General features: G+C 73.7%; 22 protein-coding genes and 1 tRNA gene. 19 read left to right on the top strand and 4 right to left on the bottom strand.

Going from position 1 to position 26988, the window contains the following annotated elements:
* Positions 1–2: 2 nt before the first annotated feature.
* Positions 3–3140: a DEAD/DEAH box helicase gene (locus tag ACZ3IL_RS08635; RefSeq protein ID WP_467387972.1), complete on the bottom strand. Its 3138-nt coding sequence runs from the start codon at positions 3138–3140 to the stop codon at positions 3–5.
* A gap of 77 nt (positions 3141–3217) precedes the next feature.
* Entirely contained in the window at positions 3218–4216 is a 999-nt protein-coding gene (locus tag ACZ3IL_RS08630; RefSeq protein ID WP_467387970.1) for an SEC-C domain-containing protein, read from the bottom strand.
* 228 nt (positions 4217–4444) lie between these two features.
* Between ACZ3IL_RS08630 and ACZ3IL_RS08625 the strand changes: the two genes are divergently transcribed.
* From ACZ3IL_RS08625 to ACZ3IL_RS08615, 3 genes are all read left to right on the top strand, one after another.
* Complete coding sequence (locus ACZ3IL_RS08625) at positions 4445–4759, top strand: DUF6412 domain-containing protein (protein WP_467387968.1); 315 nt, start codon at positions 4445–4447, stop codon at positions 4757–4759.
* Positions 4760–4897: 138 nt separating this feature from the next.
* Entirely contained in the window at positions 4898–5629 is a 732-nt protein-coding gene (locus ACZ3IL_RS08620) for a YidC/Oxa1 family membrane protein insertase (RefSeq protein WP_467387966.1), read from the top strand.
* Between the two features lie 137 nt (positions 5630–5766).
* Positions 5767–6624: a fumarylacetoacetate hydrolase family protein gene (locus ACZ3IL_RS08615; protein WP_467387964.1), complete on the top strand. Its 858-nt coding sequence runs from the start codon at positions 5767–5769 to the stop codon at positions 6622–6624.
* A gap of 27 nt (positions 6625–6651) precedes the next feature.
* Here the strand turns inward: ACZ3IL_RS08615 and ACZ3IL_RS08610 are convergent, their stop codons facing one another.
* Positions 6652–7776: a Gfo/Idh/MocA family protein gene (locus ACZ3IL_RS08610; protein ID WP_467387962.1), complete on the bottom strand. Its 1125-nt coding sequence runs from the start codon at positions 7774–7776 to the stop codon at positions 6652–6654.
* Positions 7777–7832: 56 nt separating this feature from the next.
* Here ACZ3IL_RS08610 and ACZ3IL_RS08605 point away from each other — a divergent pair, with 56 nt between their 5' ends.
* The 13 genes from ACZ3IL_RS08605 (at position 7833) to ACZ3IL_RS08545 (ending at position 21440) form a co-directional block, all read left to right on the top strand.
* Positions 7833–9068 (top strand): ROK family transcriptional regulator, encoded by a 1236-nt coding sequence (locus ACZ3IL_RS08605; RefSeq protein WP_467387960.1) that lies wholly within the window; start codon positions 7833–7835, stop codon positions 9066–9068.
* 440 nt (positions 9069–9508) lie between these two features.
* A complete protein-coding gene (locus ACZ3IL_RS08600) occupies positions 9509–10687 on the top strand; it encodes a hypothetical protein (RefSeq protein WP_467387958.1) in 1179 nt (392 codons plus the stop codon).
* 333 nt (positions 10688–11020) lie between these two features.
* Entirely contained in the window at positions 11021–11779 is a 759-nt protein-coding gene (locus ACZ3IL_RS08595) for a GntR family transcriptional regulator (protein ID WP_467387956.1), read from the top strand.
* A gap of 131 nt (positions 11780–11910) precedes the next feature.
* On the top strand, positions 11911–13032 hold the full coding sequence (locus ACZ3IL_RS08590) for a TIGR03364 family FAD-dependent oxidoreductase (RefSeq protein WP_467387954.1): 1122 nt from the start codon (positions 11911–11913) through the stop codon (positions 13030–13032).
* A 5-nt stretch (positions 13033–13037) separates the two neighbouring features.
* Positions 13038–13784, top strand: coding sequence for a phosphonatase-like hydrolase (locus ACZ3IL_RS08585; RefSeq protein ID WP_467388220.1), 747 nt, complete (start codon positions 13038–13040; stop codon positions 13782–13784).
* Positions 13781–14887, top strand: coding sequence for an ABC transporter ATP-binding protein (locus ACZ3IL_RS08580; protein ID WP_467387952.1), 1107 nt, complete (start codon positions 13781–13783; stop codon positions 14885–14887). Before ACZ3IL_RS08585 ends, ACZ3IL_RS08580 begins: the two co-directional genes overlap by 4 nt.
* Positions 14880–15737, top strand: a complete 858-nt coding sequence (locus ACZ3IL_RS08575) for a 2-aminoethylphosphonate ABC transporter permease subunit (RefSeq protein WP_467387950.1) — start codon at positions 14880–14882, stop codon at positions 15735–15737. The genes ACZ3IL_RS08580 and ACZ3IL_RS08575 overlap by 8 nt, the downstream gene beginning before the upstream one ends.
* Entirely contained in the window at positions 15724–16521 is a 798-nt protein-coding gene (locus ACZ3IL_RS08570) for an ABC transporter permease (protein ID WP_467387948.1), read from the top strand. The genes ACZ3IL_RS08575 and ACZ3IL_RS08570 overlap by 14 nt, the downstream gene beginning before the upstream one ends.
* A gap of 29 nt (positions 16522–16550) precedes the next feature.
* Positions 16551–17618: a 2-aminoethylphosphonate ABC transporter substrate-binding protein gene (locus ACZ3IL_RS08565; protein ID WP_467387946.1), complete on the top strand. Its 1068-nt coding sequence runs from the start codon at positions 16551–16553 to the stop codon at positions 17616–17618.
* A gap of 133 nt (positions 17619–17751) precedes the next feature.
* The gene (locus ACZ3IL_RS08560; protein ID WP_467387944.1) at positions 17752–19293 is read left to right on the top strand and encodes an alkaline phosphatase family protein; all 1542 of its coding nucleotides are present in this window, start codon (positions 17752–17754) and stop codon (positions 19291–19293) included.
* A 136-nt stretch (positions 19294–19429) separates the two neighbouring features.
* The gene (locus ACZ3IL_RS08555) at positions 19430–19807 is read left to right on the top strand and encodes a nuclear transport factor 2 family protein (protein WP_467387942.1); all 378 of its coding nucleotides are present in this window, start codon (positions 19430–19432) and stop codon (positions 19805–19807) included.
* A 154-nt stretch (positions 19808–19961) separates the two neighbouring features.
* Entirely contained in the window at positions 19962–20741 is a 780-nt protein-coding gene (locus ACZ3IL_RS08550; protein WP_467387940.1) for an HAD-IIA family hydrolase, read from the top strand.
* 141 nt (positions 20742–20882) lie between these two features.
* Positions 20883–21440, top strand: coding sequence for a hypothetical protein (locus tag ACZ3IL_RS08545; RefSeq protein WP_467387939.1), 558 nt, complete (start codon positions 20883–20885; stop codon positions 21438–21440).
* Positions 21441–21499: 59 nt separating this feature from the next.
* On the opposite strand, the gene ACZ3IL_RS08540 is transcribed toward ACZ3IL_RS08545, so the two are convergent.
* Positions 21500–21573: transfer RNA gene (locus tag ACZ3IL_RS08540), tRNA-Lys, on the bottom strand.
* A gap of 181 nt (positions 21574–21754) precedes the next feature.
* Here ACZ3IL_RS08540 and ACZ3IL_RS08535 point away from each other — a divergent pair.
* From ACZ3IL_RS08535 to ACZ3IL_RS08525, 3 genes are all read left to right on the top strand, one after another.
* Positions 21755–23182 carry a peptidoglycan-binding protein gene (locus ACZ3IL_RS08535; RefSeq protein ID WP_467387937.1) on the top strand — a complete coding sequence of 476 codons (1428 nt, stop codon included), beginning with the start codon at positions 21755–21757 and terminating at the stop codon, positions 23180–23182.
* Between the two features lie 1265 nt (positions 23183–24447).
* Positions 24448–25947: an SPFH domain-containing protein gene (locus tag ACZ3IL_RS08530; protein WP_467387935.1), complete on the top strand. Its 1500-nt coding sequence runs from the start codon at positions 24448–24450 to the stop codon at positions 25945–25947.
* 173 nt (positions 25948–26120) lie between these two features.
* The gene (locus tag ACZ3IL_RS08525) at positions 26121–26714 is read left to right on the top strand and encodes a lytic polysaccharide monooxygenase auxiliary activity family 9 protein (protein WP_467387932.1); all 594 of its coding nucleotides are present in this window, start codon (positions 26121–26123) and stop codon (positions 26712–26714) included.
* The last annotated feature ends 274 nt before the right edge of the window (positions 26715–26988 follow it).

Here is a 26988-nt window from a genome sequence, read left to right as displayed (position 1 = left end):
GGTTACCTCGTGACGGTCGTGGAATACGCCCAGACATCAGCGGGAATTTTATGCTGAAGTTCCCACCTGATCTCCATCGGCTTACTTCCCTTATGCTCGACATAGTTGGCTGGGCCCAAAAGTATCCAGGGCTGCGGGCCGCCGATATCGGTCTTCTTGTAGCGGCGCACGAAGAGGAGAACGCGGGAGCCTTCTGCCTTGTGATTCTGGTATCGACGGCCCGTTGGTGAGGTGTCCGAAATTCGGTTCTGGGATTCCCAGTGGAAGAGGAGCTCGCTCACGGCGTAGTCGTGGTAACGAGTTTGGGGCGAGAAGTCCTTCTCATCCTTTTCAAGGGTGATGAATAGGGCGTCCGTCTTGATGCTGTCGCACCACTTCACCCCTTCGCGGAAGTGGCCAGGGGCGTCGCGGTTCACGAAGGCCTGCCCCAGCGCAGGGAGGATTTCCTCGCGGCTGTAGGAGGCGTGGACGGTCAACGGAATGGTGGCTAGGGAGCCGCTCAGGCTGACAGGGACGTGTTCGAGTCGGTCCAGGGCGTAAGCCAACACCTGGCGGATCTCACTTCGCACGGCTTGATGGGGACGGAGAGACTCCAGTCCCTCCTCGTAGCTCGTGAACCCGCTGAGCGGCCAGAGCGAGAAGTAGAGCATGCGGGCGAAAGCCTGGTCCCGGTCGCTCAACTCGCTGTAGCGCGGAGAGTCGTCCTCAAGGATCTTCGAGTAGGCGGCGATCCGTTCAGGGTCATCGGTATGGTGGAAGGCTGAAACACGCTTGAGGAGCCCCTCTTCTCCTTGTGGGGATTCCTTCGGCAGCAACCCGGACCGACGGAGCAACCCCGTCCACGAGTTGCCGTTGCCGCGGTAGAGCTCTTTCAGTTCGCGGCCGCTTTCGTGGAGGTATGCCGCGAGTTTTGGTGTGCCGTACCGTTTGACCTCCTGGGCGAGCTGCGTGATGTTGACGCTGATCTGGCTTCGGATGTTGTCGATGATCAGCTGCTTGGCCTTCGACTCAAGGATGATTTGGCAGCCGGACGGCAACTGGGGAAAGTCGTGCTCGATGTTGGTGAGGAGGCGGTTGCGCGTCAGATTGGTCAGGGCGCGGAACTGCTCCTCGAAGCGGAACTCCTTGCGGTGCTGACCGATGAAGTCGAGCACGGTGAGGACTGCCTTGTCCTGTGTACGACGCAGGCCGCGCCCCAACTGCTGGAGGAAGACCGTGGCGCTGGAGGTCGGACGCAGCAGGAGCAGGGTGTCGACATCCGGGATGTCCAGCCCCTCGTTGAAGAGGTCCACTGAGAAGATGACTTGGATCTCGCCGGCGCGCAGGTCGTTCAACGCTGCCTTGCGTTCTTGCTGGGGAGTTTCACCCGACAGTGCGACCGCCTTGAGACCGGCCTGCCGGAAGAAGTCGGCCATGAAGACGGCATGGGCGACAGAGACGCAGAAGCCGAGGGCTCGCATGGTCCCGGGGTCCGCGACCTTCTCCTGGACGGCCTGCACGATGAGACGCGCCCTGGCTTCGTTCCCGGTGAACAGGTTGCTGAGTGCTGAGGAGTCGTAGGCTCCTCGCTTCCAGGTGACAGCGCTCATGTCCGTGCTGTCGGTGATCCCGAAGTAGTGGAACGGGCTCAGGAGATCGTTCTCCAACGCTTCCCACAGCCGCATCTCCGCCGCGATGCGACCGTCGAAGAACTCGTCTTGGACATTCAGGCCGTCCATGCGCTCTGGAGTGGCTGTGAGCCCCAGGAACTCCAGGGGCTGGAAGTGCTCGATGATTTTCCGGTAGGTGGATGAGACGCCGTGATGGAACTCATCGATGACGATGACGTCGAAGTGATCGGGAGACAGCTGCTCCAGCCGCTGCCCCTTCAGGGACTGCACACTGGCAAAAACGTGCTTCCAGCCCTCGGGTACGAAGCCGCTGTGGAGCTCTTCTCCGAAGTTGGCGTCCACCAGGACGTCCTGGTAGGTGCGCAACGACTGGCGCAGGATTTCCTGCCGATGGGCGATGAACAACAAGCGCAGGTCGCGGCCGTGCTGCTGTCGAAGGTGCTTGTAGTCCAAGGCGGCCATGACGGTCTTGCCCGTGCCGGTCGCTGCCACGAGGAGGTTACGGTGCCGGTCGTGGACCTCACGCTCCACCTGGAGGCGTTCCAGCATGTCCCGCTGGTGAGGGTACGGGCGTACTTCCAGTCCGGACAGGGTGATCCGTTGGTCCGAAGAATTGCCTTTTCCGTGCCCTGCTATCTGGAGTGCTTCGCTGAGTCGTTCGGCGTCACGTTCCGGGTCGTACGACTCGAAAGCGGGGTCGTTCCAGTAAGAGTCAAAGGTGGCCTCGAACTTGCGGATGACATCAGGTGTCGCAATGGACGAGAGGCGAACGTTCCACTCCAGCCCGTCAAGGAGTGCGGCCTTCGACAGGTTCGAGCTCCCGACGTACGCGGTGTCATAGCCGCTGTGCCGCCGGAAGAGCCACGCCTTGGCGTGCAGACGGGTCGAACGGATCTCGTAGTTGACCTTGACTTCCGCATTGAACTGACGAACGAGACGATCAAGTGCCTGCCGTTCGGTGGCTCCGATGTACGTCGTCGTGATGACCCGGATGGGGACGCCTCGTGCGTGAGCCGATTCAAGCGACTGCTCGATGACACGCAGACCGTGCCATTTCACAAAAGCGCACAAAAGGTCTACCCGGTCAGCTGTGGCGAGCTCGGCCCGCAGCTCGAAACCCAGGCTGGGATCTTCTGGGGCGTTGGTGAGGAGGGCCGTTTCCGCGAGGGGAGTCACAGGGCGGATGCGGTACGCGCCCTGAGCCTCCTGCTCCGCTATTGCGAGGAGCTGCCGCGGGCCATCGGCAACGAGCTCGACCCATTCACGTGCGCCCTCGATGGTGTTCATCGATTCGAGGATTTGGTTGGCCGCATGCACGTGCTCTGCCGCAGGCAGCCCCTCCAAGATGCGGCGCACCGTGACGGCCACGTGCTGTGCCAGAACCCGCGGAGACGACGCAGGACCGACCACTTCATCGATCGCATGCCAACCACGATCCGAGAGAGCCTTGAGCTGCGCTTCGAGCCGCAGGGTCACCAACTGCTCATAGAGTCCCGAAACCGGCCCGCTGGAGCTCGACAGCTCGCTCATCGTGTTCCCCTCCCTGATTCAGCCCCTATTGGTATCAGGCGTCGGAGAGGGGGGCGCGATGAGGCGTCGGTCGGGCGTCAATCCGCCCCGTGGCACTTCCCGTACGTCTCCCCCGACCCGCACCAGCACGCCTCTCCCCGGGCCGGCGGCCAGGCCGTCGCGCGGCCGCGGGCCGCGAGGGTGGTGGCGTACTGGGGGAGGAGGTCCGCGTTCGACGGGTGGGTGGACTCCGAGGCGGCGAAGGCCTCGTAGGAGGGGACCGTGGCGCGGACGACGCCCAGGTTGGGGGTGCCGGCCTGGGCGAGTTCGCGGAGGGAGGCCTCCAGGTCGGTGAGGTGCGCCGCGTACGTGGGGTACTCGGCCTCCAGTTCCGGGTACGCGGCGAGCAGCTCGTCCAGTTCCGGCTCCGGCCAGTGGAGGACCGCGACCGGGAAGGGGCGGGAGAGGGCCGTGCGGTAGGTGCCCAGTTCGGAGCGGAGGCGGGCGATCTCCGCCCGGAGCTCCGCCGGGTCCTCCGAGCCGAGGGACCAGAGGCGCTTCGGGTCGTGGAGTTCGTCCAGGGGGACCGCCGCCGTGTGGAGCCGGTCCGCCCGGTCGTCCCAGTCGTCGTGCGGCAGCGCCAGCATCCTGCGCACCCGGTGCCGGGTCGTGATCAGGGACCGGGTCGCGTGGGGAAGCTCCTCCGCGGAGGCGGCCAGGAGCCTCGCCGCCTCCGTCAGGGTCGCCTCCGCCGCCTCCAGCTCGTCGTGGGCCTCCAGCGTCTCCGCCGCGATCTCCCACGGTGCCGCGTCCGCGGGCCGGACCTCGCGGAGTCCGTCGATGATGGCGCGGGCCTCGGCCTCGTGCCCGTACTCCCAGAGGTTCGCCGCCTTCAGCGCCCTGATCAGGTGCGGGTTCGCGGGCTCGGACGACAGGAGGGCGTCGTAGAGGGCCGTCGCCCCGGGGCGGTCGCCCGCCAGTTCCAGGTGGGCCGCGGCCCGGAGGGACAAGGGCTCCCGGTCACCCGGGTACTGCGCGGCGGTGCGCAGCAGACGCTCGGCTTCGGTGGTGTGTGCGGCAGGCGTGTCGGGGCGCATGTGTCCCACCGTACTGCTGTGCGGGCCCGGAGAGTTGGCGTGTCGGCGCTTGTCGTCCCCCGGGGGGTGGAGGGGAGCGGCCGGGGCGGGAACTTCCGTCCCCGGCCGTGCGTCTTCCCGGTGGACGCCCCGGACACCGGACACGGGACACGGGGCACGGGGCACGGATGCATGGAGACACTGCGGTGCGCCGCTGCGGCGGCGCCGGGACGGGGAGGGAGTGACGCGATGACGGCCGGGAGTCCGTTCCCGCGGTTCGCCGCGCCCCTGCTCTTCCTGTTCGCCCTCGCCGGGCTGCTCCTCTCCGACGGTGTCGGCGCCGCCGCCGGAGCCGGTGTCTCCGCCGCCGTCGCCCTCGCCGCGGCCAGCGTCGTCCGCGCCCTCTCCGGCGCCCGCACGGCCCCGGCCGTGCCGCCCACCGCCGTCCGCACCGCCATCCGCGACCGCGAGCGGCGCACCGCCTTCCTGCCGCAGCGCGACCCCGACGCGGCCGGCCGCCGCAGACCCCGGGCTCCCGGCCGTCCCCTCCCGACGGCCGCGTAGGGAGCCCCGCGCACCGGCCCGGACGCCAGTCCGGGCGCACGACCCGGACACCGTTCCGTGAACCCCCTCCCGCACGCGAGTCCGTCCTGCCGAGAACCCCGTCTCCCCGGCACGACGAGACCCCACGGAGGGCTCCCCATGTCCGCGTTCACGTCCCTTTTCGCCACCCTGGTCGAACGGCTCGCCGAGCTGCTCCAGCCGCTCTTCGCCGGCACCGCCACCGCCGCCGCGATCGTCCTCTTCACCGCGCTCGTACGGCTCGCGGTCCACCCCCTCTCCCGGGCCGCCGCGCGCGGCCAGAAGGCCCGCGCCCGGCTCGCCCCGCGGCTCGCCGCGCTCCGCCGGGAGCACGCCGAGGACCCCGAGCGGCTCAGGAAGGCGATCCTGGACCTGCACGCGGAGGAGAAGGTCTCGCCCTTCGCCGGCATCCTGCCCGCCCTGTTCCAGGCGCCCGCCTTCCTCCTCATGTACCACCTGTTCTCCGGCGACCGGATGGCCGGGCACGACCTCTTCGCCGCCCCGCTCGGCGACCGCTGGGCCGACGCCCTCTCCCACGGCGGGGCGTTCGGGCCGGCCGGGCAGGTCTACCTGGCCCTGTTCGCGTGCGTCGCCGTCGTCGCCGCCTTCGGCTACCGCCACACCAGGCGGCAGCTCGCCGCCCAGCCCCTCGCCTCCGGGGAGCCCGTTCCCGGCGCGGGCGCGATCACCGGGCTGATGCCGCTGCTCTCCTTCGCCACCCTGATCACGGCCGCCGTCGTGCCGCTCGCCGCCGCCCTCTACGTCGTCACCAGCGCGGCCTGGACCGTCGCCGAACGCGCCCTCCTCTTCCGTACGGAGGAGTCGCCCGACGCCCTTGCTACTCGCGCGTAAGGGTCCACACCGTGAACGGGGTCTTGCAGCGGACCCCGTTCTCTTGGAGGATCGACCAATCCTCCGATGGCCGCACTCCATCGGCCGGGGCACCGCGGGGCCCTTCCCGGCCCCACCTCGACCACAGGGAGAAGACCATGAGACTGCTGCGTGTCGGACCGCCCGGAGCCGAGCGTCCCGCCCTCCTCGACCAGGGCGGAACGCTCCGCGACCTGTCCGCCCTCGTCGACGACGTCGACGGCGGCCTGCTCTCCGACGCCCCGGCCCTCGACCGCATCCGCGCCGCCGCCGGCGCCGGGGTGCTGCCCGCGCTCGACGCCACCGGGCTGCGCGTCGGCCCGCCCGTCGGCCGGATCGGCAAGGTCGTGTGCGTCGGGCTCAACTACCACGCCCACGCCGCCGAGACCGGCGCGGCCGCCCCCGCCGAACCCGTCGTCTTCCTCAAGGCCGCCGACACCGTCGTCGGGCCCGACGACACCGTGCTCGTACCGCGCGGCTCGGTGAAGACCGACTGGGAGGTGGAGCTGGCCGTCGTCATCGGCCGCACCGCCCGCTACCTGGAGACCGACGAGCAGGCGCTCGCGCACGTCGCCGGGTACGCCGTCGCCCACGACGTCTCCGAGCGCGAGTTCCAGATCGAGCGCGGCGGCACCTGGGACAAGGGCAAGAACTGCGAGACCTTCAACCCGCTCGGCCCCTGGCTGGTCACCGCCGACGAGGTGCCCGACCCGCAGGCGCTCTCCCTCCGGCTCTGGGTCAACGGCGAACTGCGGCAGGACGGCCACACCTCGGACCAGATCTTCCCGGTCGCGGAGGTCGTGCGGTACGTCAGCCGGTTCATGACCCTGTACCCGGGCGACGTCATCAACACCGGTACGCCCGCCGGCGTCGCCCTGGGGCAGCCGGAGCCCAAGCCGTACCTGCGCCCCGGCGACGTGGTCGAGCTGGAGATCGAGGGGCTCGGGCGGCAGCGCCAGGAACTCAAGGGCGCCTGACCGGGCGGCGGCCCGGCGGGCGGCGCCTCACAGGGACACGGTGATCCCCTCGCGGGCCGACCGCCGGGCCGCCTCCAGGACGTCGAGGGCGGCGGCCGCCTCGTGCGCGGTGACCGGGTTCCGGCCGGCACCGCGCAGGGCGGCGGCGACGGCCGCGTAGTACGCCGGGTAGTCGCCGGGCAGCGACTCGACCGGGGTGCCGCCGCCGGTCACCGGGGACTCCCCGGCGCCGACCCGGCCCCACAGCTCCTCCGGCTCCACGCCCCAGGGCGTGCCGGGGGAGGGCCGCTTCCCCTCGCGCAGGGCGGCCTCCTGGGGGTCGAGCCCGTACTTCACGAAGCCCGCGCGCTGCCCGAGGACCCGGAAGCGGGGCCCGAGCTGGGCGGCGGTGGCGCTCATGTACAGGTGGGAGCGGACGCCGTTCGCGTGCGTGAGCGCGAGGAAGGTGTCGTCGTCGGCCCCGGCCCCCGGCCGGCGCACGTCCGACTCGGCGTACACCGAGACCACCGGCCCGAAGAGGACGAGGGCCTGGTCGACCACGTGACTGCCCAGGTCGTACAGGAGCCCGCCGATCTCCTCCGGCGCGCCGGACTCGCGCCAGCCGCCCTTGGGCTTCGGGCGCCACCGCTCGAAACGGGACTCGAAGCGCTGGACCCCGCCGAGGGCGTCCTCGTCGAGGAGCCGGCGGAGGGTGAGGAAGTCGTTGTCCCAGCGGCGGTTCTGGAAGACCGAGAGGAGCAGCCCCCGCTCCTCGGCGAGGGCGGCGAGCCCGCGCGCCTCGGCCGCGGTCCCGGCGAGCGGCTTGTCCACGACGACGGGGAGACCCGCCTCCAGGGCGGCCGTGACGACCTCGACGTGCGTCTTGTTGGGGGAGGCGACGACCACCAGGTCCAGCTCCTCCGCCCCGGGCGCCCACAGCTCCCCGGGCGTGGCGGCCACCCGCACGCCCGGGTGGGCGGCGCGGGCCTCGGCGGCCCGCTCCGGGTTCCCGGTGGTCACGGCGGAGAGGACGAGGTCCCCGGAGGCGGCGATCAGCGGCGCGTGGAAGACGGAGCCCGCGAGGCCGTAGCCGACGAGCCCGACGCGGAGGGGGGTGCGGGGGGCGGTGTCCGTGCCGCCCCCGGCGGCGGTCGTCGAGTCGGTGCCAGTCATGCTCCTCACTTAAGCAACGCTGTTGCCGAAGTGCAAGCGACGGCGACAATGGGGGCGTGAAGAACGACCTGGGCGGAGTGAACGTACCGGCGCTGCGCAGCCACAACGCCGCGCTCGTGCTCGACCTGCTGCGCACGGCCGGGGAAGCGGGGATCAGCCGTCTGGAACTGGCCGGGCGGACCGGGCTCACCCCGCAGGCCGTCAGCAAGATCACCGCACGCCTCCGGGCCGGGGGCCTGGCGGCGGAGGCGGGCCGGCGCGCCTCGACCGGCGGCAAGCCCCCCACGGTCCTGCGCCTGGTGCCCTCCGCCGCGTACGCCGTCGGCGTCCACCTCGACCGCGACGAGCTGACGACCCTCCTGACCGACCTCACGGGCACGGTCGTGACCCTGCGCCGCCGCCCGCTGGACCTCGGGGCGGGCACGGGGCCGGTCCTGGACGCGGTGACGGAAGAGGTGCGGGCCCTCCTGGAGGACGGCCCGGCGGGCGGGCCGGGGGCCGCTCCCGGGGGCGGGGACGGGGACGGGACCGGGGGCGGGGACGTGAGCGGGAGTGGGGCCGGGAGCGAGGGTGGGGGCGGAAACGGAAGCGGGAGCGGGAGCGGTACGGGGCCGGGTCCGGCCGTCGGGAGCGGTACGGCGGCCGGGGCCGGGGCGGGGGCCGTTCTGGGGATCGGGGTCGCGATGCCCGGACCGCTGGACCACCGGGCCGGGGTGCCCGGCCGGGTGACGGGCTTTCCCCAGTGGGCCGGCCACCCGGTACGCGAGGAGCTGGCCCGGCGCCTCGGACTGCCCGTCGTCCTCGACAAGGACACCAACGCCGCCGCCCTCGGCCTCGCCCTGCGGCCCGGCGCCCCCGGCTCGTTCGCCTACGTCCACCTCGGTACGGGGCTCGGCGCCGGCCTCGTCCTCGGCGGCGCGCCGCTGCGCGGGGACAGGACGGGGGCGGGCGAACTGGGCCACCAGACCGTCCAGCTCGACGGGCCGCCCTGCGCCTGCGGCGGGCGCGGCTGCCTGGAGGTCCTGTGCCTGGCGGCGGTCGCGCGCGGCGAACCGGTCGGGGCCGCGCGGATTCTGGGCGCGGGCGCCGCCAACCTCGTACGGCTCCTCGACATCGACCAGGTCCTCCTGGGCGGCCGGGTGGTGCTCGCCGCGCCGGAGACGTTCGCGGACGGGGTCCGGCGGGTCCTCTCCGGACTCGGCCTGACGACCCGGGTGGGGGTCGCGCCGGGACGGGACGTGGTGGCGGAGGGGGCGGCGTGGCTGACCCTGGCGCCGGTCTTCGGGAAGTAGGTCGCTCCCCGGGCCCGGGCCCGGGGCCGGCGTCGATTCCGGTGCCGGGCCCGGCACCGGCCCCGGTTTCGGCGCGAGTCCCGGTCCCGGTGTCGGCCCCGGTCCTGGCCCCGGTTCCGGTCCCGTGCCGGTTCCGGTTCCGGTCCCGGTTCCGGTTCCGGTCCCGGTTCCGGTTCCGGTCCCGGTTCCGGCGCGGGACCGGAATCGGCGGACGGAGGGCGGGCGGGGCGGCGGACGGAGGGGCAGGCGGCGGGAGGGCGGTCCCACCCGGTGACGGGCTCGTCGGCCGCGTACGCCCGGCGATCCGGAGGTGGGCTGATCGGGCGCATCTTGCGGTCCTTCCGGAGGGGCCCCCGGTCCCCCCGCTCGCCCCGCCCGCCCCCGGGTGGCAGTGTCACGACCGACGACCCCTGCCCGCGAGCAGCAAAGGCACCGGCCCCATGGCATCCGCCCCCCTGCGACTGCGCAGCGTCCGTGCCGTGACCGTGGCGACCGCCGTGGCGACGGTCCCCCTGGTCCTCACGGCCCCCGCCCCGGCGGCGGCCCCCGCCCCGGTCACGGCGACGGCTCCGGGCTTCGGCGGCGCGGCCCCGGAGCGGGGCGATACGGCCCCGGGCCCGGGAGCGACGGCCCCCGCGCTCGCCCCGGAAGCCCCGGCCGCCCCGGAAGCCCCGGCCGCCCCGGAAGGGCCGGCGGTTCCGGCCGCCCCCGCTATCCCCGCCCCCGATCCGTCCACCCCCGCCTGCGGCACTCCGGGCGATGCCGGCTTCCCGCTCGACACCCGGATTCAGGACGGCCCGGCCACCTACCCGGCGGGCGGCCCCTTCCGGGAGTGGAAGCTCGTGCTGACGAACACCACCGGGGCCCCCTGCTCGGGCGTCCACCCGGTGCTCGTCCTCGCCGACCGGGACCGGGTCCTCCGGCCGGAGCGGATTCGCTTCGAGTTCTACGACGCCGGGGCCGCGCGCTGGCATCCCGTGGCCTTCGAGGCGACCGACGAGGCGGAGAACGTGGGCGTGTTCACCGACTTCGGCGGTTTCGCCGTGCCCGCCGGCCGAACCGTCACCGTCCCCGTGCGGCTGGCCTTCGCGGCGGGGACGGCCCCCGGCGAGATCGTGGTCAACGCGGCGATCGTCCAGCGCCAGGGCGCGGACGGGGACTGGATCGGCGAGTCCGGCGACTACCGCCTGACCGTCGGCCCTCCCGCCCCGGCCGAGCCCCCGGACGCCCCGGCCGAACCGTCCGGGCCCGCCGAACCCCCGGGGGCGGCCGAACCGTCCGGGGCTGCCCATCCCCCGGGACCCGCCGAGCCCCCGGCCCCCACGAGGCCGTCGGGGTCCGTGGGCCCGGTGGGACCCACCGCCTCGGCCGGACCGGCGGCCCCCGCCGAGCCGTCCGGGCCCGTCCCGCCTTCCGCGTCCGCCACCCCCGCCCGGCCGTCCCCGCCGGCGGAGACGCCCACCGCGCCACCTTCCGAAGTCCCCGCCCCCGTCCCCGAACTCGCCCGCACCGGAAGCGCGCCGGACGACCGGGCCCGCGCCCTCGCGGTCCTCGCCGCCGCCCTGCTCCTGCTCGGAGCCGCCCTCGTCCGCGCGGGCCGCCGCCACCGGCGCCCCTGAACCCCGCCCGAACCGCGACCTTCCGGCCGGCCGCCGCCACCGGCGCTCCCGCACCGCGCCCCGAACCGCCCCCCGGCCGGCTGCCACCACCGGCACCCTGACGCGCCTCCCCGGCCCGCAACCGTCACCGGCGCCCCGAACCGCGCCTCCCCGGCCCGCAACCGTCACCGGCGCCCCCGAACCCGCGCCTCGAACCACGGCCCCCCGGCCGGCCACCACCAGCGCCCCCGAGCCACCGCCACCCCCGCCCCACCCCCCAACGGCAGGCGCCCCGCATCCCCGGGACACCCGCCGTACACCTCCCCGTTCACCCCCGTCTGCGACCATCCCCCGGTGAACTACCAGAGCACTCCCGGCGCCCCCGTCCGCTCCGGCGTCCCCGAGCACGGCCGCGTCCCCAAGTACTACGCCGTCAAGGCGAAGCTCACCGAGACGGTCGACGCGCTGGGGGAGGGCGGGCCGCTGCCCACCGAGCGCGACCTCGCCGTCCGGTACGGGGTGTCCCGGGAGACCGTCCGGCAGGCGATCCGCGAACTCCTCCTGGAGGGGCGGCTGCGTCGCCGGGGCCGGAGCACGGTCGTCGCGGGCCCCAAGCTCGAACAGCCCCTCTCGCTCGCCAGCTACACGGAGGGCGTGCGCCGCCAGGGCCGCCGCCCCGGCCGCGGCCTGATCTCGCTCGACCGCTTCCCCTGCCCGGAGGCGCTCGCCCCCGAGGTCGGCGCCGCACGCGGCGAACCCGTCTGGCACATGGAGCGGGTGCTGCTCGCGGACGACGAGCGGGTCGGCCTGGAGAGCACCTACGTCTCCGAGGCCCGCGTCCCGCGCCTGGACACCGACTTCGACCCGGACTCGTCCTTCTACGCCTACCTCCACGACCGGCTCGGCATCTCGTTCGGCGACGCCGACGAGCGCATCGAGACCGTGCTCGCGACGCCGCGCGAGGCCCTGCTCATCGGCACGCCGCCCGCCCTCCCGATGCTGCTCCTCCACCGCGTCTCCCGGGACACCGCCGGACGGCCCCTGGAACGGGTCCGCACCCTCTACCGGGGCGACCGCTTCAGCTTCACCGCGCACCTGGGGCGCCAGGACTGACGGCGGGAGCCCGTCGCGGGACCCGTTCATCACGGAACGGTAACGGGTCTGGTCCAAGTTTGGCGGCCCGTTCACCGCCCCGTCGACCACCGGCCCCGTCCGGGCCATCCGTCCCCGCGACCGTCGTCGGCATGAAGGTGATCGTCGTAGGAGCCGGCGTGGTGGGAACCATGCACGCCTGGCACGCAGTGGAACGCGGCCACGAGGTCGTACACATCGAGCGCGAGGCGGAGGCGCGCGGCGCCTCCCTCCGCAACTTCGGCCAGATCTGGGTGAGCGGCCGCGCCGGCGGGGAGGAGCTGGACACCGCCCTGCGCGCCCGCGAACTCTGGGAGGGCATCGGCGCCCGCGTCCCCGGCCTCGGCTTCCGGGCCATCGGCTCCCTCACCCCCGTGCGGAACGAGCTCGAACGCGCCGTCGCCGAGGCCGCCGCGGCCCGCCCCGACGCCGCCGCGCGCGGCTACGAGCTGCTCACGGCCGACGAGGCCCGCGCGGTCAACCCGGCCCTGCGCGGGGAGTTCGAGGCGGCGCTCTGGTGCGAGCGGGACGCCGCCGTCGAGCCCCGCACCGCGCAGCTCGCCCTCCGCGAGGCGCTGCTCGCCACCGGCAGGTACACCTTCCTGCCGCACCGCGAGGTCCGCGAGGTCGTCGGGGAGCACGCCGTCCGCGACGACCGGGGCGAGGTCCACGGCGGCGACGCCGTCGTCCTCTGCACCGGCGCCTGGCTCTCCGGTCTGGTCCGCGAGGTCGCCGGCGAGATCCCGGTCCGCCGGGTCCGCCTCCAGATGATGCAGACCGACCCGCTGGGCGAACCGCTCACCACCTCCGTCGCGGACGCCGACTCCTTCCGCTACTACCCGGCCTACGCCTCCGGCGCCCTCGACGCGCTGAACGCGGGCCAGGCGCAGGACCCCGTCGCCGCCGCCCACCGGATGCAGCTCCTCATGGTCCAGCGGCTCGACGGCGGACTGACCATCGGCGACACCCACGAGTACGAGCACCCCTTCGCCTTCGACACCCTCGAAGACCCCTACGAACACCTCACCCGCGTCGTCGAGTCCTTCCTCGGCCGCCCGCTGCCGAAGATCCGGCGCCGCTGGGCCGGGGTGTACGCGCAGTGCACCGACACCACCCGGGTCGTCCACCGCCAGCGGGTCCGCGACGGCGTGTGGCTGGTGACCGGGCCCGGCGGCCGGGGCATGACCTGCTCGCCCGCCATCGCCGAGACGACCGCGAACGAACTGGGCTGGTGAACACCATGAACTCCGTGAACCCCACGAACACGGCCACGACCGCGACCACGGCGGCGACCGCCGCCACGGCCGCGAAGAACACGTACGGCCTCGTCGTCCTCGACATGGCCGGCACCACCGTCGCCGACGACGGCCTCGTCGAACGGGCCTTCACCGTCGCCGCCGAACGCCTCGGCGAGGACCCGGCCGCGATGATCGGCCACGTCCGCGCCACCATGGGCGAGTCGAAGATCTCCGTCTTCCGCCACCTCCTCGGCGGCGACGAGCAGCGCGCGCAGCGGGCCAACCTCGCCTTCGAGGAGGCGTACGGGGAACTCGTCGCCGACGGCATGATCGCCCCGGTCCCCGGCGCCGCCGAGACGATCGCCGCCCTCCGGGAGCAGGGCAGGACCGTCGTCCTCACCACCGGCTTCGCCCGGGTCACCCAGGACGCCATCCTCGACGCCCTCGGCTGGCGCGACCTCGTCGGCCTCACCCTCTGCCCGGCCGACACCGGCGGCCGGGGCCGCCCGTACCCCGACATGGTCCTCGGCGCGCTCCTCCGCACCGGCGCCGTCGACGACGTGCGCCGGATCGCGGTCGCCGGCGACACCGCGTACGACATGCTCTCCGGCGTCCGCGCCGGGGCCGGGATCGTGGCGGGCGTCCTGACCGGGGCCCACGGCGAGGCCGCGCTGAAGGAGCACGGCGCCACCCGCGTCCTCGCCTCCGTCGCCGAACTGCCCGGGCTGATACGGGAGTACGAGGCATGACCAGCGGCATCCGCTTCGACGCCGTCTCCGTCGCCTACGGCTCCACCACCGTCCTGGACTCCCTGGACCTGACGGTGGAGCCCGGCGAGGTCATGGCCCTCCTCGGACCCTCCGGCTCCGGCAAGACGACCGCCCTGCGGGCCGTCGCCGGATTCGTCCGGCCGTCCTCCGGGCGGGTGTTCATCGGGGACCGGGACGTCACCGGCCTGCCGCCGTACCGGCGCGGGATCGGCATGGTCGTCCAGCAGTACGCCCTCTTCCCCCACCTCCGGGTGGACGCCAACGTCGCCTTCGGCCTCAAGGCCCGCAAGGTCCCCAGGGCCGAGATCCCCGGCCGGGTCGCGGAGGCCCTGGAGATGACCGGCATGGCGGACTACGCCCGCCGCCACCCCCGGGAGCTCTCCGGCGGCCAGCAGCAGCGCGTCGCCATCGCCCGCGCCCTCGCCGTACGGCCCGACGTGCTCCTCCTGGACGAGCCGCTGTCGGCGCTCGACGCGCAGCTGCGCTCCGGGATGCTGGCCGAACTGGCCCGGCTCCACCGCGAACTGCCCGACGTGTCGATCCTGTACGTCACCCACGACCAGGTCGAGGCGCTGACCCTGGCCGACCGGATCGCCGTCATGGACCGGGCCAGGCTCCGGGACTGCGGCACCCCGCAGGACCTGTACCGCAGGCCCCGCACCGAGTTCACGGCCTCCTTCGTCGGCAACGCCAACCTGCTGCCGGTGACGGTGGGCACGGACGGGGTGGCCCTCGGGAGGACGGAGCTGAAGGTGGAGACCGGGGGAGCGGCACCGGGCGCCGGGGCCACCCTCTGCGTCCGCCCCCACCTCGTCGGCCTCGGGGACGGCCCGAACGCCCTCCGGGGCCGGATCGCCGAGGTCCAGTGGCGCGGCTCCACCCACCGGCTGTACGTGGAGGTGGACGGCCATCGGGTGAAGGCGGACGTCCGCGAGCTGCGGGAGACGCCCCCGCTGGGAACCGAGGTCACCCTGCACTTCGCCCCCGACGACGCGGTGCTCCTGACGGCGGGGGTGACCGGCGGCCCCGTGGCGACCGGCGGCCCCCGGACGACCGGTGGTCAGGGGGTGTCCGGTGGCTAGCGCCGTCACCACGGCCGTCCCGGCCCCGGCGGACACCGCGAAGGCCCCCCGCACGACCCCCGCCTGGGTCTGGGCCCTGCCGCCCGTCGCCGTCCTCGGCCTCGTCTTCCTCTACCCGCTCGCCCTCGTCGTCCGGGAGTCCCTGGCCCCCGGCGCGTACGCCCAGGTCCTCGGCTCCGCGTCCTTCCGCGAGGCCCTGGTCACCACCGTGTGGATCGCCGTCGCGGCCACCGCCGGCTGCCTCGTCCTGGGCTTCGCCCTCGCGCTCGTGATCGCGTTCGTGCCCTTCCCCGGCGCGAAGGCGGTGGCGCGGTTCATCGACGTCTTCCTCTCCTTCCCGTCCTTCCTGATCACGCTCGCCCTGCTGTTCCTCTACGGCACGGTCGGCATGGCCAACGGGATCTGGACCGACGTCACCGGCGCCGCCACCGGGCCCTTCCGGTTCCTGACCACGCCGTGGGGCGTGCTCCTCGCCGAGATCACGTACTTCACCCCGTTCGTGATGCGCCCGCTGCTCGCCGCCTTCTCGCAGATGGAGACGGCCCAGCTGGAGGCGGCGTCCTCGCTCGGCGCCCGGGCCCCGCGGATCGTCCGGCAGGTGATCCTGCCCGAGGCGCTGCCCGCGCTCGCCGCCGGCGGCAGCCTCGTCCTCGTCCTGTGCCTCAACGAGTTCGGGATCGTCCTCTTCACCGGCGCCAAGGGCGTCACGACCCTCCCGACGCTCGTCTACGGCAAGGCGATCCTCGAGTCCGACTACGCCGCCGCCTGCGTCGTCGCCGTCGTCAACGTCGCGCTCTCCACCGGCCTCTACGCCCTCTACCGGGGGGTGAGCCGCCGTGCTGGTGCATAGCCGTACCGGCCGCTGGACGGTCTGGGTCCTGTTCGCCGTCCTCTTCGTGCCGCTCTTCGCCCTGCCCCTCCTCGTCGTCCTCGCCGCCTCCTTCTCCACCCACTGGTCCGGCGCCCTCCCCTCCGGGCCGACCACCGCCCACTACGCGGCGGCCGTGCGCGGCGAGTCCCTGCGGGCCCTGACCACCAGCCTGGTCACGGCCGTCACCGCCAGCCTGGTCGCGCTGACCGCCGGCACCTGGGCCGCGCTCGCCTCGGCGGCCCTGGGGAAGCGGGGCCGGCGGATCGTGGACGCGCTCTTCATGCTGCCGGTCGCCGTGCCGTCCGTGGTGGTCGGCCTCGCCGTCCTCGTCGCCTTCTCGCGGCCTCCGGTGCTCCTCAACGGCACCCGCTGGATCGTGGTCCTCGCCCACACCGTGCTCGTCACCGCCTTCGCCCACCAGTCGGTCTCGGCCGCGATCCGGCGCCTGGACCCGGTGTACGAGCAGGCGGCGGCCGGTCTCGGCGCCCGACCCTCGTACGTCCTCTTCCGGGTGAAGCTCCCGCTCCTGCTGCCGTCCCTGAACGCCGCCGCCGGACTCTGCTTCGCCCTTTCCATGGGCGAACTGAGCGCCACGATGATGCTCTACCCGCCGGACTGGACGCCGCTGCCGGTGCTCGTCTTCACCGCCACCGACCGCGGCTCCCTCTTCACCGGCTCGGCGCTCGCCGTGGTCCTCATGGCCACGACCCTGCTCGTCCTCCTCGCCGTCTCCCGCGTCCGCACCCGAGCCTCGTACCGCTGAGGCTCCGTCCCACCAGGAGAGAACCCGACATGCGCACCGCGTCCACGTTCGCCCGGCCGGCCGCCGCCGTCACCGGCGCCCTCGTCCTCGCCGCCACCCTCACCGCCTGCGGCGGCTCCTCCGCCGCCTCCGACGAGAAGGTCGTCACCGTCTACAGCGCCGACGGCCTCAAGGGCGAGGCGGGCGACGGCTGGTACGACAAGGTCTTCGCGGACTTCGAGAAGAAGACCGGCATCAAGGTCGAGTACGTCGAGGGCGGCTCCGGCGAGATGGTGCAGCGCGCCCTCCGCGAGAAGAGCAACACCCAGGCCGACGTCCTCGTCACCCTGCCGCCCTTCATCCAGCAGGCCGGCTCCAGGGGGCTGCTCCAGCCGTACGCGCCGCAGGGCTCCGACCGGGTCGACGGCGCCGACAAGGCGGCCGACGGCACCTGGACCTCCGTCGTCAACAACTACTTCGGCTTCGTCCACAACAAGAAGGAGCTGCCGGCCGCCCCGAAGACCTGGGAGGAACTGCTCGACAAGAAGTACGAGAACCGGGTCCAGTACTCCACCCCCGGCGTCGCGGGCGACGGCACCGCCGTCCTCATCAAGGCCGTGCACGACTTCGGGGGCCGCGAACCGGCCATGGAGTACCTGAAGAAGCTCCAGGCCAACAACGTCGGCCCGTCCTCCTCCACCTCCAAGCTCGCCCCCAAGGTGGACAAGGGCGAACTCCTCGTCGCCAACGGCGACGTCCAGATGAACTTCGCCCAGGCGAAGTCCATGCCGAACCTCGGGATCTGGTTCCCGGCCAAGGGCGGCGGGAAGCCCACCACCTTCGCGCTGCCGTACGCCGCCGGCCTGGTGAACAAGGCCCCGCACGCCGGGAACGGCAGGAAGCTCCTCGACTTCCTCCTGAGCGAGGCCGCCCAGCGCCAGGTCAGCGCCGTCGGCGGCGGCTTCCCGGCCCGCAAGGACGTCAAGCCCACCGACGCCAACGCCGTCGCCCTCACCAAGCTCCTGGAGGGCGTCGAGGTCTTCGAACCCGACTGGACCGACATCGGCGAGAACCTGACGGCGTACGTCGACGCGTGGAAGTCCGCCACCGGAAGCTGAGAGTTCACCGCACGGCTCTGGAACACTCCCGCAGATCGCGGAAGGATAACGGGTACGGACCCAACGCCCCTGAGCCCTCAGGGGTGTTGGGCTGCGCCCGGACACCTTCCCCCCTTCCACGGAGGACTCCGACATGCCGCTCACCGGCATCTCCCGCCGCACCGTGCTCGCCGCCGCGGGCGCCACCGCGGCCGCCGCCGCCACCGGGCTCGCCGCCCCCGCCGCCCTCGCGGCCGGCACCGCCGCCCCGACGCTCCCCGACGGCACCAGCAAGGACAAGGTGCTCGTCGTCGGCATGGACGGCCTGCGGTACGACCGGATCGACGCCGCCAAGGCCCCCGTGCTCAAGTCCCTGATGGCCAACGGCACCTACGGCCGCTCCCTCCTCTACGCCAACCCGATGGCCGCCACCTCCTCCGGCCCCGGCTGGTCCACGATCTCCACCGGCGTCTGGCCCGACAAGCACGGCGTCAGGGACAACACCTTCACCGGCAAGAACTACGGCCGCTACCCCGGCTTCCTCGCCCGCCTGAACCAGGTCCGCCCCGGCCTCTCCCTCTTCGCCGCCGTCGACTGGCCCGAACTCGACACCCACGGCACCGTCACCCCCGGCGCCGACGCCAAGCTGGTCTACGACAACGACTACGTCGTCAACGACAAGGTGATCACCGACATCACCGAGTCCGTCCTGCGCGACCAGAACCCCGACGTCCTCTTCGTCTACTTCGGCGAGACCGACGAGATCGGCCACACCTACGGCGCCGCGCACGCCAAGTACCTCGAAGCCATCGACGTCCAGGACGCCCACCTCGGCCGGCTCCTGGCCGCGATCGAGGCCCGCCCGTCCCGCGCCTCGGAGCGCTGGACCGTCATCGTCACCACCGACCACGGCCACACCGACGCCGGCGGCCACGGCGGTTCCGGCATCGAGGAGCGGCGCACCTTCGTCCTCGCCCAGGGCCCCGGCATCGCCGCCGGCGCCCGCCCGATCGACACCCGCCTGGTCGACGTCGCCGCCACCGTCTTCCACCAGCTCGGCATCGTCCCCGACCCGTCCTGGGGCCTGGACGGCAAGCCGGTCCAGGAGCGCTCCACCGACCCCTTCGACACCCTGTACGGGTCGCTGTCCGGCCGCGTCGACGAGACCGCCGTCCCCGCCGGGGTCCTGGGCTTCACCCGCACCCCGCCCAGCGGCTGGTCCGTCGTCAACAACGCGATGGGCACCGGCGGCGTGACCGAGTGGCGCGGCTGGTCCTTCGCCACCGACGAGTTCTGGACCCGCGCCCAGCGCGACCAGTCCCGCGAGCTGAACGTGCGTGCCCGGGGCGTCTTCGCCGTCGCCGACTCCGACGAGTGGGCCGACAAGAGCTTCTCGGGCACGTTCGACTCCACCCTGGTCACGCCCGCGCACCCCGTCTCCGGCGCGTCCTCGGTCACCCTCGGCTTCACCACCCTCTACCGGCAGGAGGGCGCCCAGACCGCCCAGGTCCTGGTGAGCTTCAACGGCGGCACCCCGACCGTGGTCAAGAGCTACACCGCCGACGTCCTCTCCCAGCCCCAGTCCCTCACGGTCCCCGTCCCGGCCGGCGCCTCCACCGTCAACTTCCGCTTCCGCTACACCGGCGACAACAACTGGTACTGGACGGTCGACGGGGTCGGCATCACCACCTCCTGACCCCCGGGGCGCCGCCCCGGCGCGGGCGCGGCGCCCCCGGCACCCCGCGCGGTCACGGGACCGGCGCCCGCGCCGTGGCCGGGGGAGGTCCACGGGACGCGTGTGCGCCCCCCGGAGCGGCTGGTATGACTGACGCATGCAGGAAGAGACAGCCCGGTCCGCGATCGACACGTTCCTCTCCGCCTTCAACGCATCGGACGACAGATACGTACCCGGGCTGCTCTCCCAGGCCCTGACCACGGACGTGGTCTTCTGGGGGCCGCTGGGCCGCAGCGAGGGCATCGGGGCGGTCGAGCAGTTCGTGCTGGACATCCGGCACCACCCGGCGGGGACCGGGACGATGGTGCGCTGCTCGGCGGTGGACATGCCCGACGAGTGGGCCCGGTACCGGTGGGCCTTCACCACGCCGGACGGAGGCCCCCGCCTGGCGGGAACGGACGTCGTCCACCTGCGGCGGAGCCTCATCGACCAGGTGATCGTCTTCGCCGGGGAGATCGAGCCGTCCGGTTCCTGAACGGTCCCTCCCGGGCCGTGCGGCCGCGCGCGCCGGAACCCCGCTCCGGCCCGGCCCGGTGCGGGCGGCCAGGCCCTACCCTGGGGGCGTCGCCACAGCGCAGTCGCGGCGCCCCCAGCACCCCGCACACATGTACGGCAGGAGTCCCGCACCCATGGCAGAGCGCAAGCCGATCGAATCCTGGCTCACCGACATGGACGGCGTCCTCATCCACGAGGGCGTGCCGATCCCCGGCGCCGACGCGTTCATCAAGAAGCTGCGGGAGACCGGGAAGCCCTTCCTGGTCCTCACCAACAACTCGATCTACACCGCCCGCGACCTGCACGCCCGGCTCGCCCGGATGGGCCTCGACGTCCCCGTCGAGAACATCTGGACCTCCGCCCTCGCCACCGCCAAGTTCCTCGACGACCAGCGCCCCGGCGGCACCGCGTACGTCATCGGCGAGGCCGGACTCACCACCGCCCTGCACGACATCGGCTACGTCCTCACCGACCACGACCCGGACTACGTGGTCCTCGGCGAGACCCGCACGTACTCCTTCGAGGCGATGACCAAGGCCGTCCGGCTGATCAACGCCGGCGCCCGCTTCATCTGCACCAACCCCGACGAGACCGGACCCTCCCTGGAGGGCCCGCTCCCCGCCACGGGCTCGGTCGCCGCGCTGATCACCAAGGCCACCGGCAAGGAGCCGTACTTCGCGGGCAAGCCCAACCCGCTCATGATGCGCACCGGCCTCAACGCGATCGGCGCCCACTCCGAGACCAGCGCCATGATCGGCGACCGGATGGACACCGACATCCTGGCCGGTCTGGAGGCGGGGATGCAGACCTTCCTGGTCCTGACGGGGCTGACGAGCCGGGCCGAGGTGGACCGCTACCCGTTCCGCCCGTCCAAGACCGTCGACTCGATCGCGGACATCGTCGACCGCGTCTGACCCCGGCGGGAGGGGCCCGGCCCGGACACCCGGCCGGGTCCCCCGGGATGCGGAAAGAGCCGGAACGGGTGACCCTGCCAGTACCAGGAGGTCACGATGCGTTCAGGCTCCATTGCTCTCCGCGCCGCTGGGGCGGCCTTGGTGCTCGTACTGGCACCCTCGGCCGGCGGCGCGCACGCCCACGACGGGGTGGGGGTCACCGTCACCCCCTCGACCGCCTCGCCCGGCGACGACCTGGACGTGCGCGTCCGGGGGTGCGAGGGCACGACCGGCGTCGCCACGTCCCGGGCGTTCACCACCGGGGTGGAACTCACCGGCCGGGACGGCGGGCACTCCCCGCTGTACGGCGACACCGGGGTGAGGGCCGGACTGGAGAGCGGTGCCTACCCGGTCGACGTGGTCTGCGACGGCCACCGGCACCGGGACGCCGGCGTCGTACGGATCGGGCCCCGCGAGCCGGTCCGGCCCGCCCACCACCCGAGCGCGGCCGCCCCGGCCGAGCCGGTCGGCGCGGGTGGCGGCGCCGTCGCCTTCGCGGCCCCGGCCGCCCCCGGCGTCGCGCAGGCCGCGGGCGAGAACGGCCTCGGCACCCCGTACACCGTGCTCGGCCTCGGCATGGCCGCCGTCGCCGCCGTGGCGGTCGCCTTCCGCAGCTCGCGCCGCCGCGACGACGGCTCCGGCGCGGAAACGGCGGACTGAGACCGGGGACGGAACGGCCAAGGCCCCCTCACCGATGGTGAGGGGGCCTTGGTTTCGCGTGCGCCGCCAGGGACTCGAACCCCGGACCCGCTGATTAAGAGTCAGCTGCTCTAACCAACTGAGCTAGCGGCGCCTGCTGACAGAGAGAACTCTACCCGACGTGGAGACGTGCTCCTGACCAATAACGGCCCCTCCGGCCTGTCGGATGGTCGTATCAGTCCTCCGATCGGTCAAAATGCGACTTGTCCGGACAGTTAAGACAGGTCCGCCCCCGGGCGGCCGAAGAGATCTTGACGAGTGTGGAGGGGAATCGCATGAGCGTGCTGGTCTTCGAGGAGTTCGAACCGGCGGCCGACTGCGGCTGTCCCGGCTGTGCCCGGCAGCGGCGCGACCTCGCCCTCGGCCTGCCGGTCCGGTCGGGCGGCCACCCGGCCGCCCGGGGCGCCCGCCGCGCCCTGGTCCTGATGACGGCGGCGGGCGTGGTCCTGGGCGGCGGCGGTGCCGCGACCGCGACCGCCTTCTCCCGCGCGCCGGGCCCGTTCGCCCCGGCGGACCCGGCACCGGGCGGCCTGCCCGACGACCCGGTGGACCCGGGACCGGACGACGGGCCTGCCGGGACGGTGTCCGGCACGCCGCAGGGCGGACCGGAACCGCTGTACGGCGGGGCGGGTTCCGGCCCCCGGCCCGCCCCCGGCGCCACCCCGACGACCGGACAGACCCCGGCGACCGGGCAGACCCCGGCCGCCCCGACCCCGGCGGGAACGCCGCGCCCGACGACCCGCACCGAGATCATCAACCGCGCCCAGCGGTGGGTCGCCGCGCAGGTCCCCTACTCCATGACCGCGTACGCGGCGGACGGATACCGCCAGGACTGCTCCGGCTACGTCTCCATGGCCTGGAACCTGGGCGGCAACGAGTGGACGGGCAGCCTCGGCGGCTTCGGCGAACGGATCGACCGGTCCGAACTCCAGCCCGGCGACATCCTGCTCTTCCACAACCCGGCCGACCCGTCCCGGGGCTCCCACGTCACGATCTTCGGCGGCTGGACCGACTACACGCACACCTCCTACCTCGCCTACGAGCAGACCAGGCCGCACACGCGGAAACAGGCCACGCCGATGGCGTACTGGGAGAACAGCGACCGGTACGTGGCCTACCGGTACAAGGGCCTGGAGAGCGCCGGAGGCACCGGGAGCGGGGCGGAACCCGAGGCGACGCCGTTCCCCGGCGCGGCGAAGTTCGGACCCGGCGCGGACAACGCGTACGTCACCCGGCTCGGGAACCTGCTCGTCGCACGCGGCGGCAAGAGGTTCTACAGCCGGGGACCCGGCCCGAAGTGGGGGGAGGCGGACCGGCGGGCGACCGAGGCGTTCCAGCTGGCGCAGGGCTGGCGGGGCAAGGAGGCGGACGGCCTGCCCGGCCCCGACACGTGGCGGCTCCTCGTGACCGGCGGCGGCAGGGACATCGGCGGTTCGAGTGGTTCGGGCGCCCCGGGCGCGCACGCGCCGGCGTTCCCCGGGCGTGGCTCCTTCCGTCCGGGACAGTCCAACGCGTATGTGAAGAAACTGGGCGAACAACTGGTGAAGCGGGGCTTCGGCAAGCACTACCTGTCGGGACCCGGTCCGCGCTGGACGGAGGCGGACCGCCGCAACGTCGAGGCGTTCCAGCGGGCACAGGGCTGGCGCGGCGGAGCGGCCGACGGCTACCCGGGCCCGGAGACCTGGCGGCGCTTGTTCCGATGAACCGAGAGCATGAGGTGGACCACCGAATGACGGCACCGACCCCGAACCCCGCGGACTCCGGAGCGGCGGCCTCGCGCGACGCGGCCCGCACGGCCAGACGCCTGACGGACGGCACCCTCCCGCGCACGTCCCCACCCCCGGCCGCCCGGCCGGAGACGACTCGGCCCGAGGCGGTCCGGCCGGAGACGGCCCGACCCGAGCCGATCGGGCCGGAGCCGGTCCGACCGGAGCCGGTTCGGCCGGAGCCGGTTCGGCCGGGGGCGGCCCGGTCCGAGGCGGCCGAAGTTGTGACGGCCGCGTCCGCGACGGCTCGTCCCGAGCCCGCCGGGACCGAGCCGACCGGGACCATGACGGTCCAGCCCGTGACGGTCCGGTCCGAGTCGGCCGGGTCCGCGACGGCCGGGCCGGTGACGACCTTCACCGAGGCGCCCCGGGCCGAGACATCCCGCGCTGAGGCGGCCCGGCCCGAGACGCCCCGCGCTGAGGCGGCTCGGCCTGAGGTGGCCCGCACTGAGACGATCCACACCGGGACAGCCGGGTCCGGGGTGTCCCGTGCCGAGGCGTCCCGCACCGAGATGTCCCGGGCTGAGACGACCCGCACCGAAGCGGCCGGGGCCGCGACGGTCCGGCCCGTGACGGCCGGGTCGGTGACGACCCTCACCGAGGCGCCCCGGGCCGAGACATCCCGCGCCGAGACGGCCCGATCCGAGATGACCCGGGCGGAGACGGCCAGGTCTGGGGAGGTCGGGTCCGAGGCGGTCGGGTCCGAGGCGGTCGGGTCCGAGGCGGTCGGGTCCGAGGCGGCCCGGTCCGAGGCGGCCCGGTCCGAAACGGCCGGGGCCGTGGAGGCCGGGCCCGGGAAGGCGGCCGGGGCTCCGGCATCCCGGCCCCTGTCGGACCGAGCCCCGGCGGCTCCCCTCCGTGCGCCGTCCGGCGACCGTCCGGCGGTGGCCCCCGGCGGGGATGAGCAGACCGCCGCCGTCGGAGACCCGGCACCGGCACCGGTTCCTGATTCCGGTGCGCGACCCGCCCCGGCTTCCGGTGCGGCACCGGCTCCGGTCTCCCGTACGGCACCGGTTCCGGTCTCCGGTGCCGCGCCCGCTCCGGGACCGGGTGCGGCGTCGACGGCCGTCCTGTCGGAGACTCCCCGTACCGAAGCCGCCCCCGCCCCCTCACCGGAGGCGACCGGCACCCCGCGCCCCGGCGGCGCGCCGGAAGCGGAGCAGGCGGAGACGAAGGCGGTTGCGGAGACGAAGGCGAAGGCGGTGGCGGAGGCGGCGGCGTCCCCGGCCGTGGCGGGAGTCCCGGCGGCTCCGGACTCCGGGAAGGCTCCGTCCCCGGCGGCGTCCCCGGCTCCCGCGTCCGCCGCCGAGGAGCGCCCCGCTCCGGCCGGGAAGCCCGGTGTTCCGGCGGCCCCGGAGGGCGAGCGCGTCCCCGGGTCCCCCGCCCCCGGTGGGGGCGCCCCGGCTCCCCGGCCTCCCGGGGCCCCGGACTTCGGCCGGATCAAGGGGGCGAAGGTCGCCTCCGTCGCCGTGCCCGTGGCCGGTGTGGTGCGGGTGGCACGGCGGAAGAACGTGATCGGGACCGACACCACCGGCTCCATCCCGGTGCACCTGCTCTTCCGGGACGAGCCGGGGGCCGCCGCCCGTACCGCGACGGACGACGGGGGTCCCGACACCGTCGCCATGGCCGCGCCCGCCCCGGCGCGGAAGGACCGCGAGCCCGCCTCCCCGGGCCCGTCGGGGCCCCGGGCCCCGGGGCGGGCCGAGCAGGCGTCCGACCCCCGGCCCCGTACGAAGGCCAGGTCCAGGGCCCGGCACGCGGCGCCCCTCGTCTCCACCCGTCCGGCGCCCACCGCCGACCCCGCGCTCGTCGAGCGCCCCGGGGCGGTGCTGCCCGGCTGGGTCGGGGTGACCGCCGGGGCCCTGGCGCTGTTCTGGTGCGCGGCGGTCGTGTGGTGGACGGGCGCGGTGCCCACCGGGGCGGCGCGGGCGCTGGGGCTGCCGGACCGTCCGTACCACGGGGTCCGTCTCGGCCACTGGGTCTTCCTCGCCCTGGGGCTGGCGGCCGCCCTCTTCGCGTTCGGCGGCCTCGGCCGGGGCCGGGTCGGGCACGCCTGGGTGCTGACCCTGTTCGGCGACTACCGGGGCACGGTCCGCCGCACCGGTCTGGTCTGGGTCAGCCCGCTCCTGCTGCGCCGCCGGGTGGACGTACGGCTCCGGCACTGGCGCAGTGAGCCGTTGCCGGCGGTGGACGCCAAGGGCACCGCGCTCGACGTGGTGGTCCTGGTGGTCTGGCGGGTGCGGGACACGGCCCGGGCGGCCCTCGGGGTGGACGGGCACGAGCAGTACCTGCGGGAGCAGGTGGAGGCGGCGATGGCCCGGGTGCTCTCACAGCTCCCGGCGGACGCGTTCCACGAGGACGCGCCGACGCTCCGCGACGCGGAGGCGGTCGGCGAGGCCCTGACGCGGATGCTGTCGGCGGAGTGCGCCCCGGTCGGGCTCGACGTCTTCTCGGCGCAGCCGACGCGGATCGAGTACGCCCCCGAACTCGCGGCGGCGATGCGGCGGCGGCGGATCGCGGTGCTCGACGCGAAGCACCGGGACAGCATCCTCACGTCGGTCGTGGACGCGGTGGACGACGTGGTCCACCGGCTGACCAGTCGTGGTCTGGTGGAGCTGGACGACTACGAGCGCAAGGTGCTGGTCAAGGACCTGACGGTGGCGTTCTACACGGGCAGGACCGCTCCCGTCGAGGGGGCGTGAAGGGATGGACAGGTTCAACTTCTCTCCCTACCTTGGTACTTGGTCCAGACCAAAGTGAGCCATCCGTGGTGCGTCACCGTCCGCGACAGCGGCGGTGGCGCACCACGGCCGGCCGTACCCGCACGCGTGCGCAAGGCCCGACGGAACTCCCCCACGTTCTCTGGAGCGACAGCATGCGCAAAAAGTCAGTCGGAGCGACGGTGGTGGCGCTCGGCGTCGCCGGCGTCACCCTCCTCGGCACCGGCACCGCCGGCAGCCACGGCTACACCGACTCGCCGATCAGCCGCCAGAAGCTCTGTGCCAACGGCACCGTGTCCAACTGCGGCAGCATCCAGTGGGAGCCTCAGTCGGTCGAGGGGCTCAAGGGCTTCCCGGCCGCCGGACCCGCCGACGGGAAGATCTGCTCGGGCGGGAACGCCCCGTTCGCCGAGCTCGACGACCCGCGCGGCGGCACCTGGCCGGCGACGAGCGTCACGGCGGGGCAGAGCTACACCTTCCGCTGGCAGTTCACGGCCCGCCACCGCACCACCGACTTCAAGTACTTCATCACCAGGAACGGCTGGGACCCGACCCAGAAGCTCACCCGGGCCGCGCTCGACCCCCAGCCGTTCCTGACCGTCCCCTACAACAACCAGCAGCCGCCGTCGACCCTCTCGCACTCCGGGACCCTCCCGGCGGGCAAGACGGGCCGTCACCTCATCCTGGCGGTGTGGACGGTCGCGGACACCGCGAACGCCTTCTACGCCTGTTCGGACGTCAAGTTCTGACGGTCCGCCACCACCCCGGCCGGGGCGCGAGCCGCGCCCCGGCCCCCGGGCCACGGGCGTCCGTGGCAGGGGTCTCCGGACCGCGGGCCTCCGTAACGGGGGCCCCGGGCCACGGGCGTCCGGGCCACGGACGTCCGGAAGGAACGCGCCTCCGGTGAACGGGCCGCCCGGCCCCGGGGCAGTCCCGGCCCCGGGGCAGTCCCGACCCCGGGGTACTCCCGGCCCCGGGGTAGTCCCAGCCCCACCCCCGCCCGGCCCCCCAGACCCATGGCCC

The sequence above is a fragment of the Streptomyces sp. NPDC014907 genome, assembly GCF_055562975.1.
This window is presented reverse-complemented; position numbering and strand designations above follow the sequence as displayed.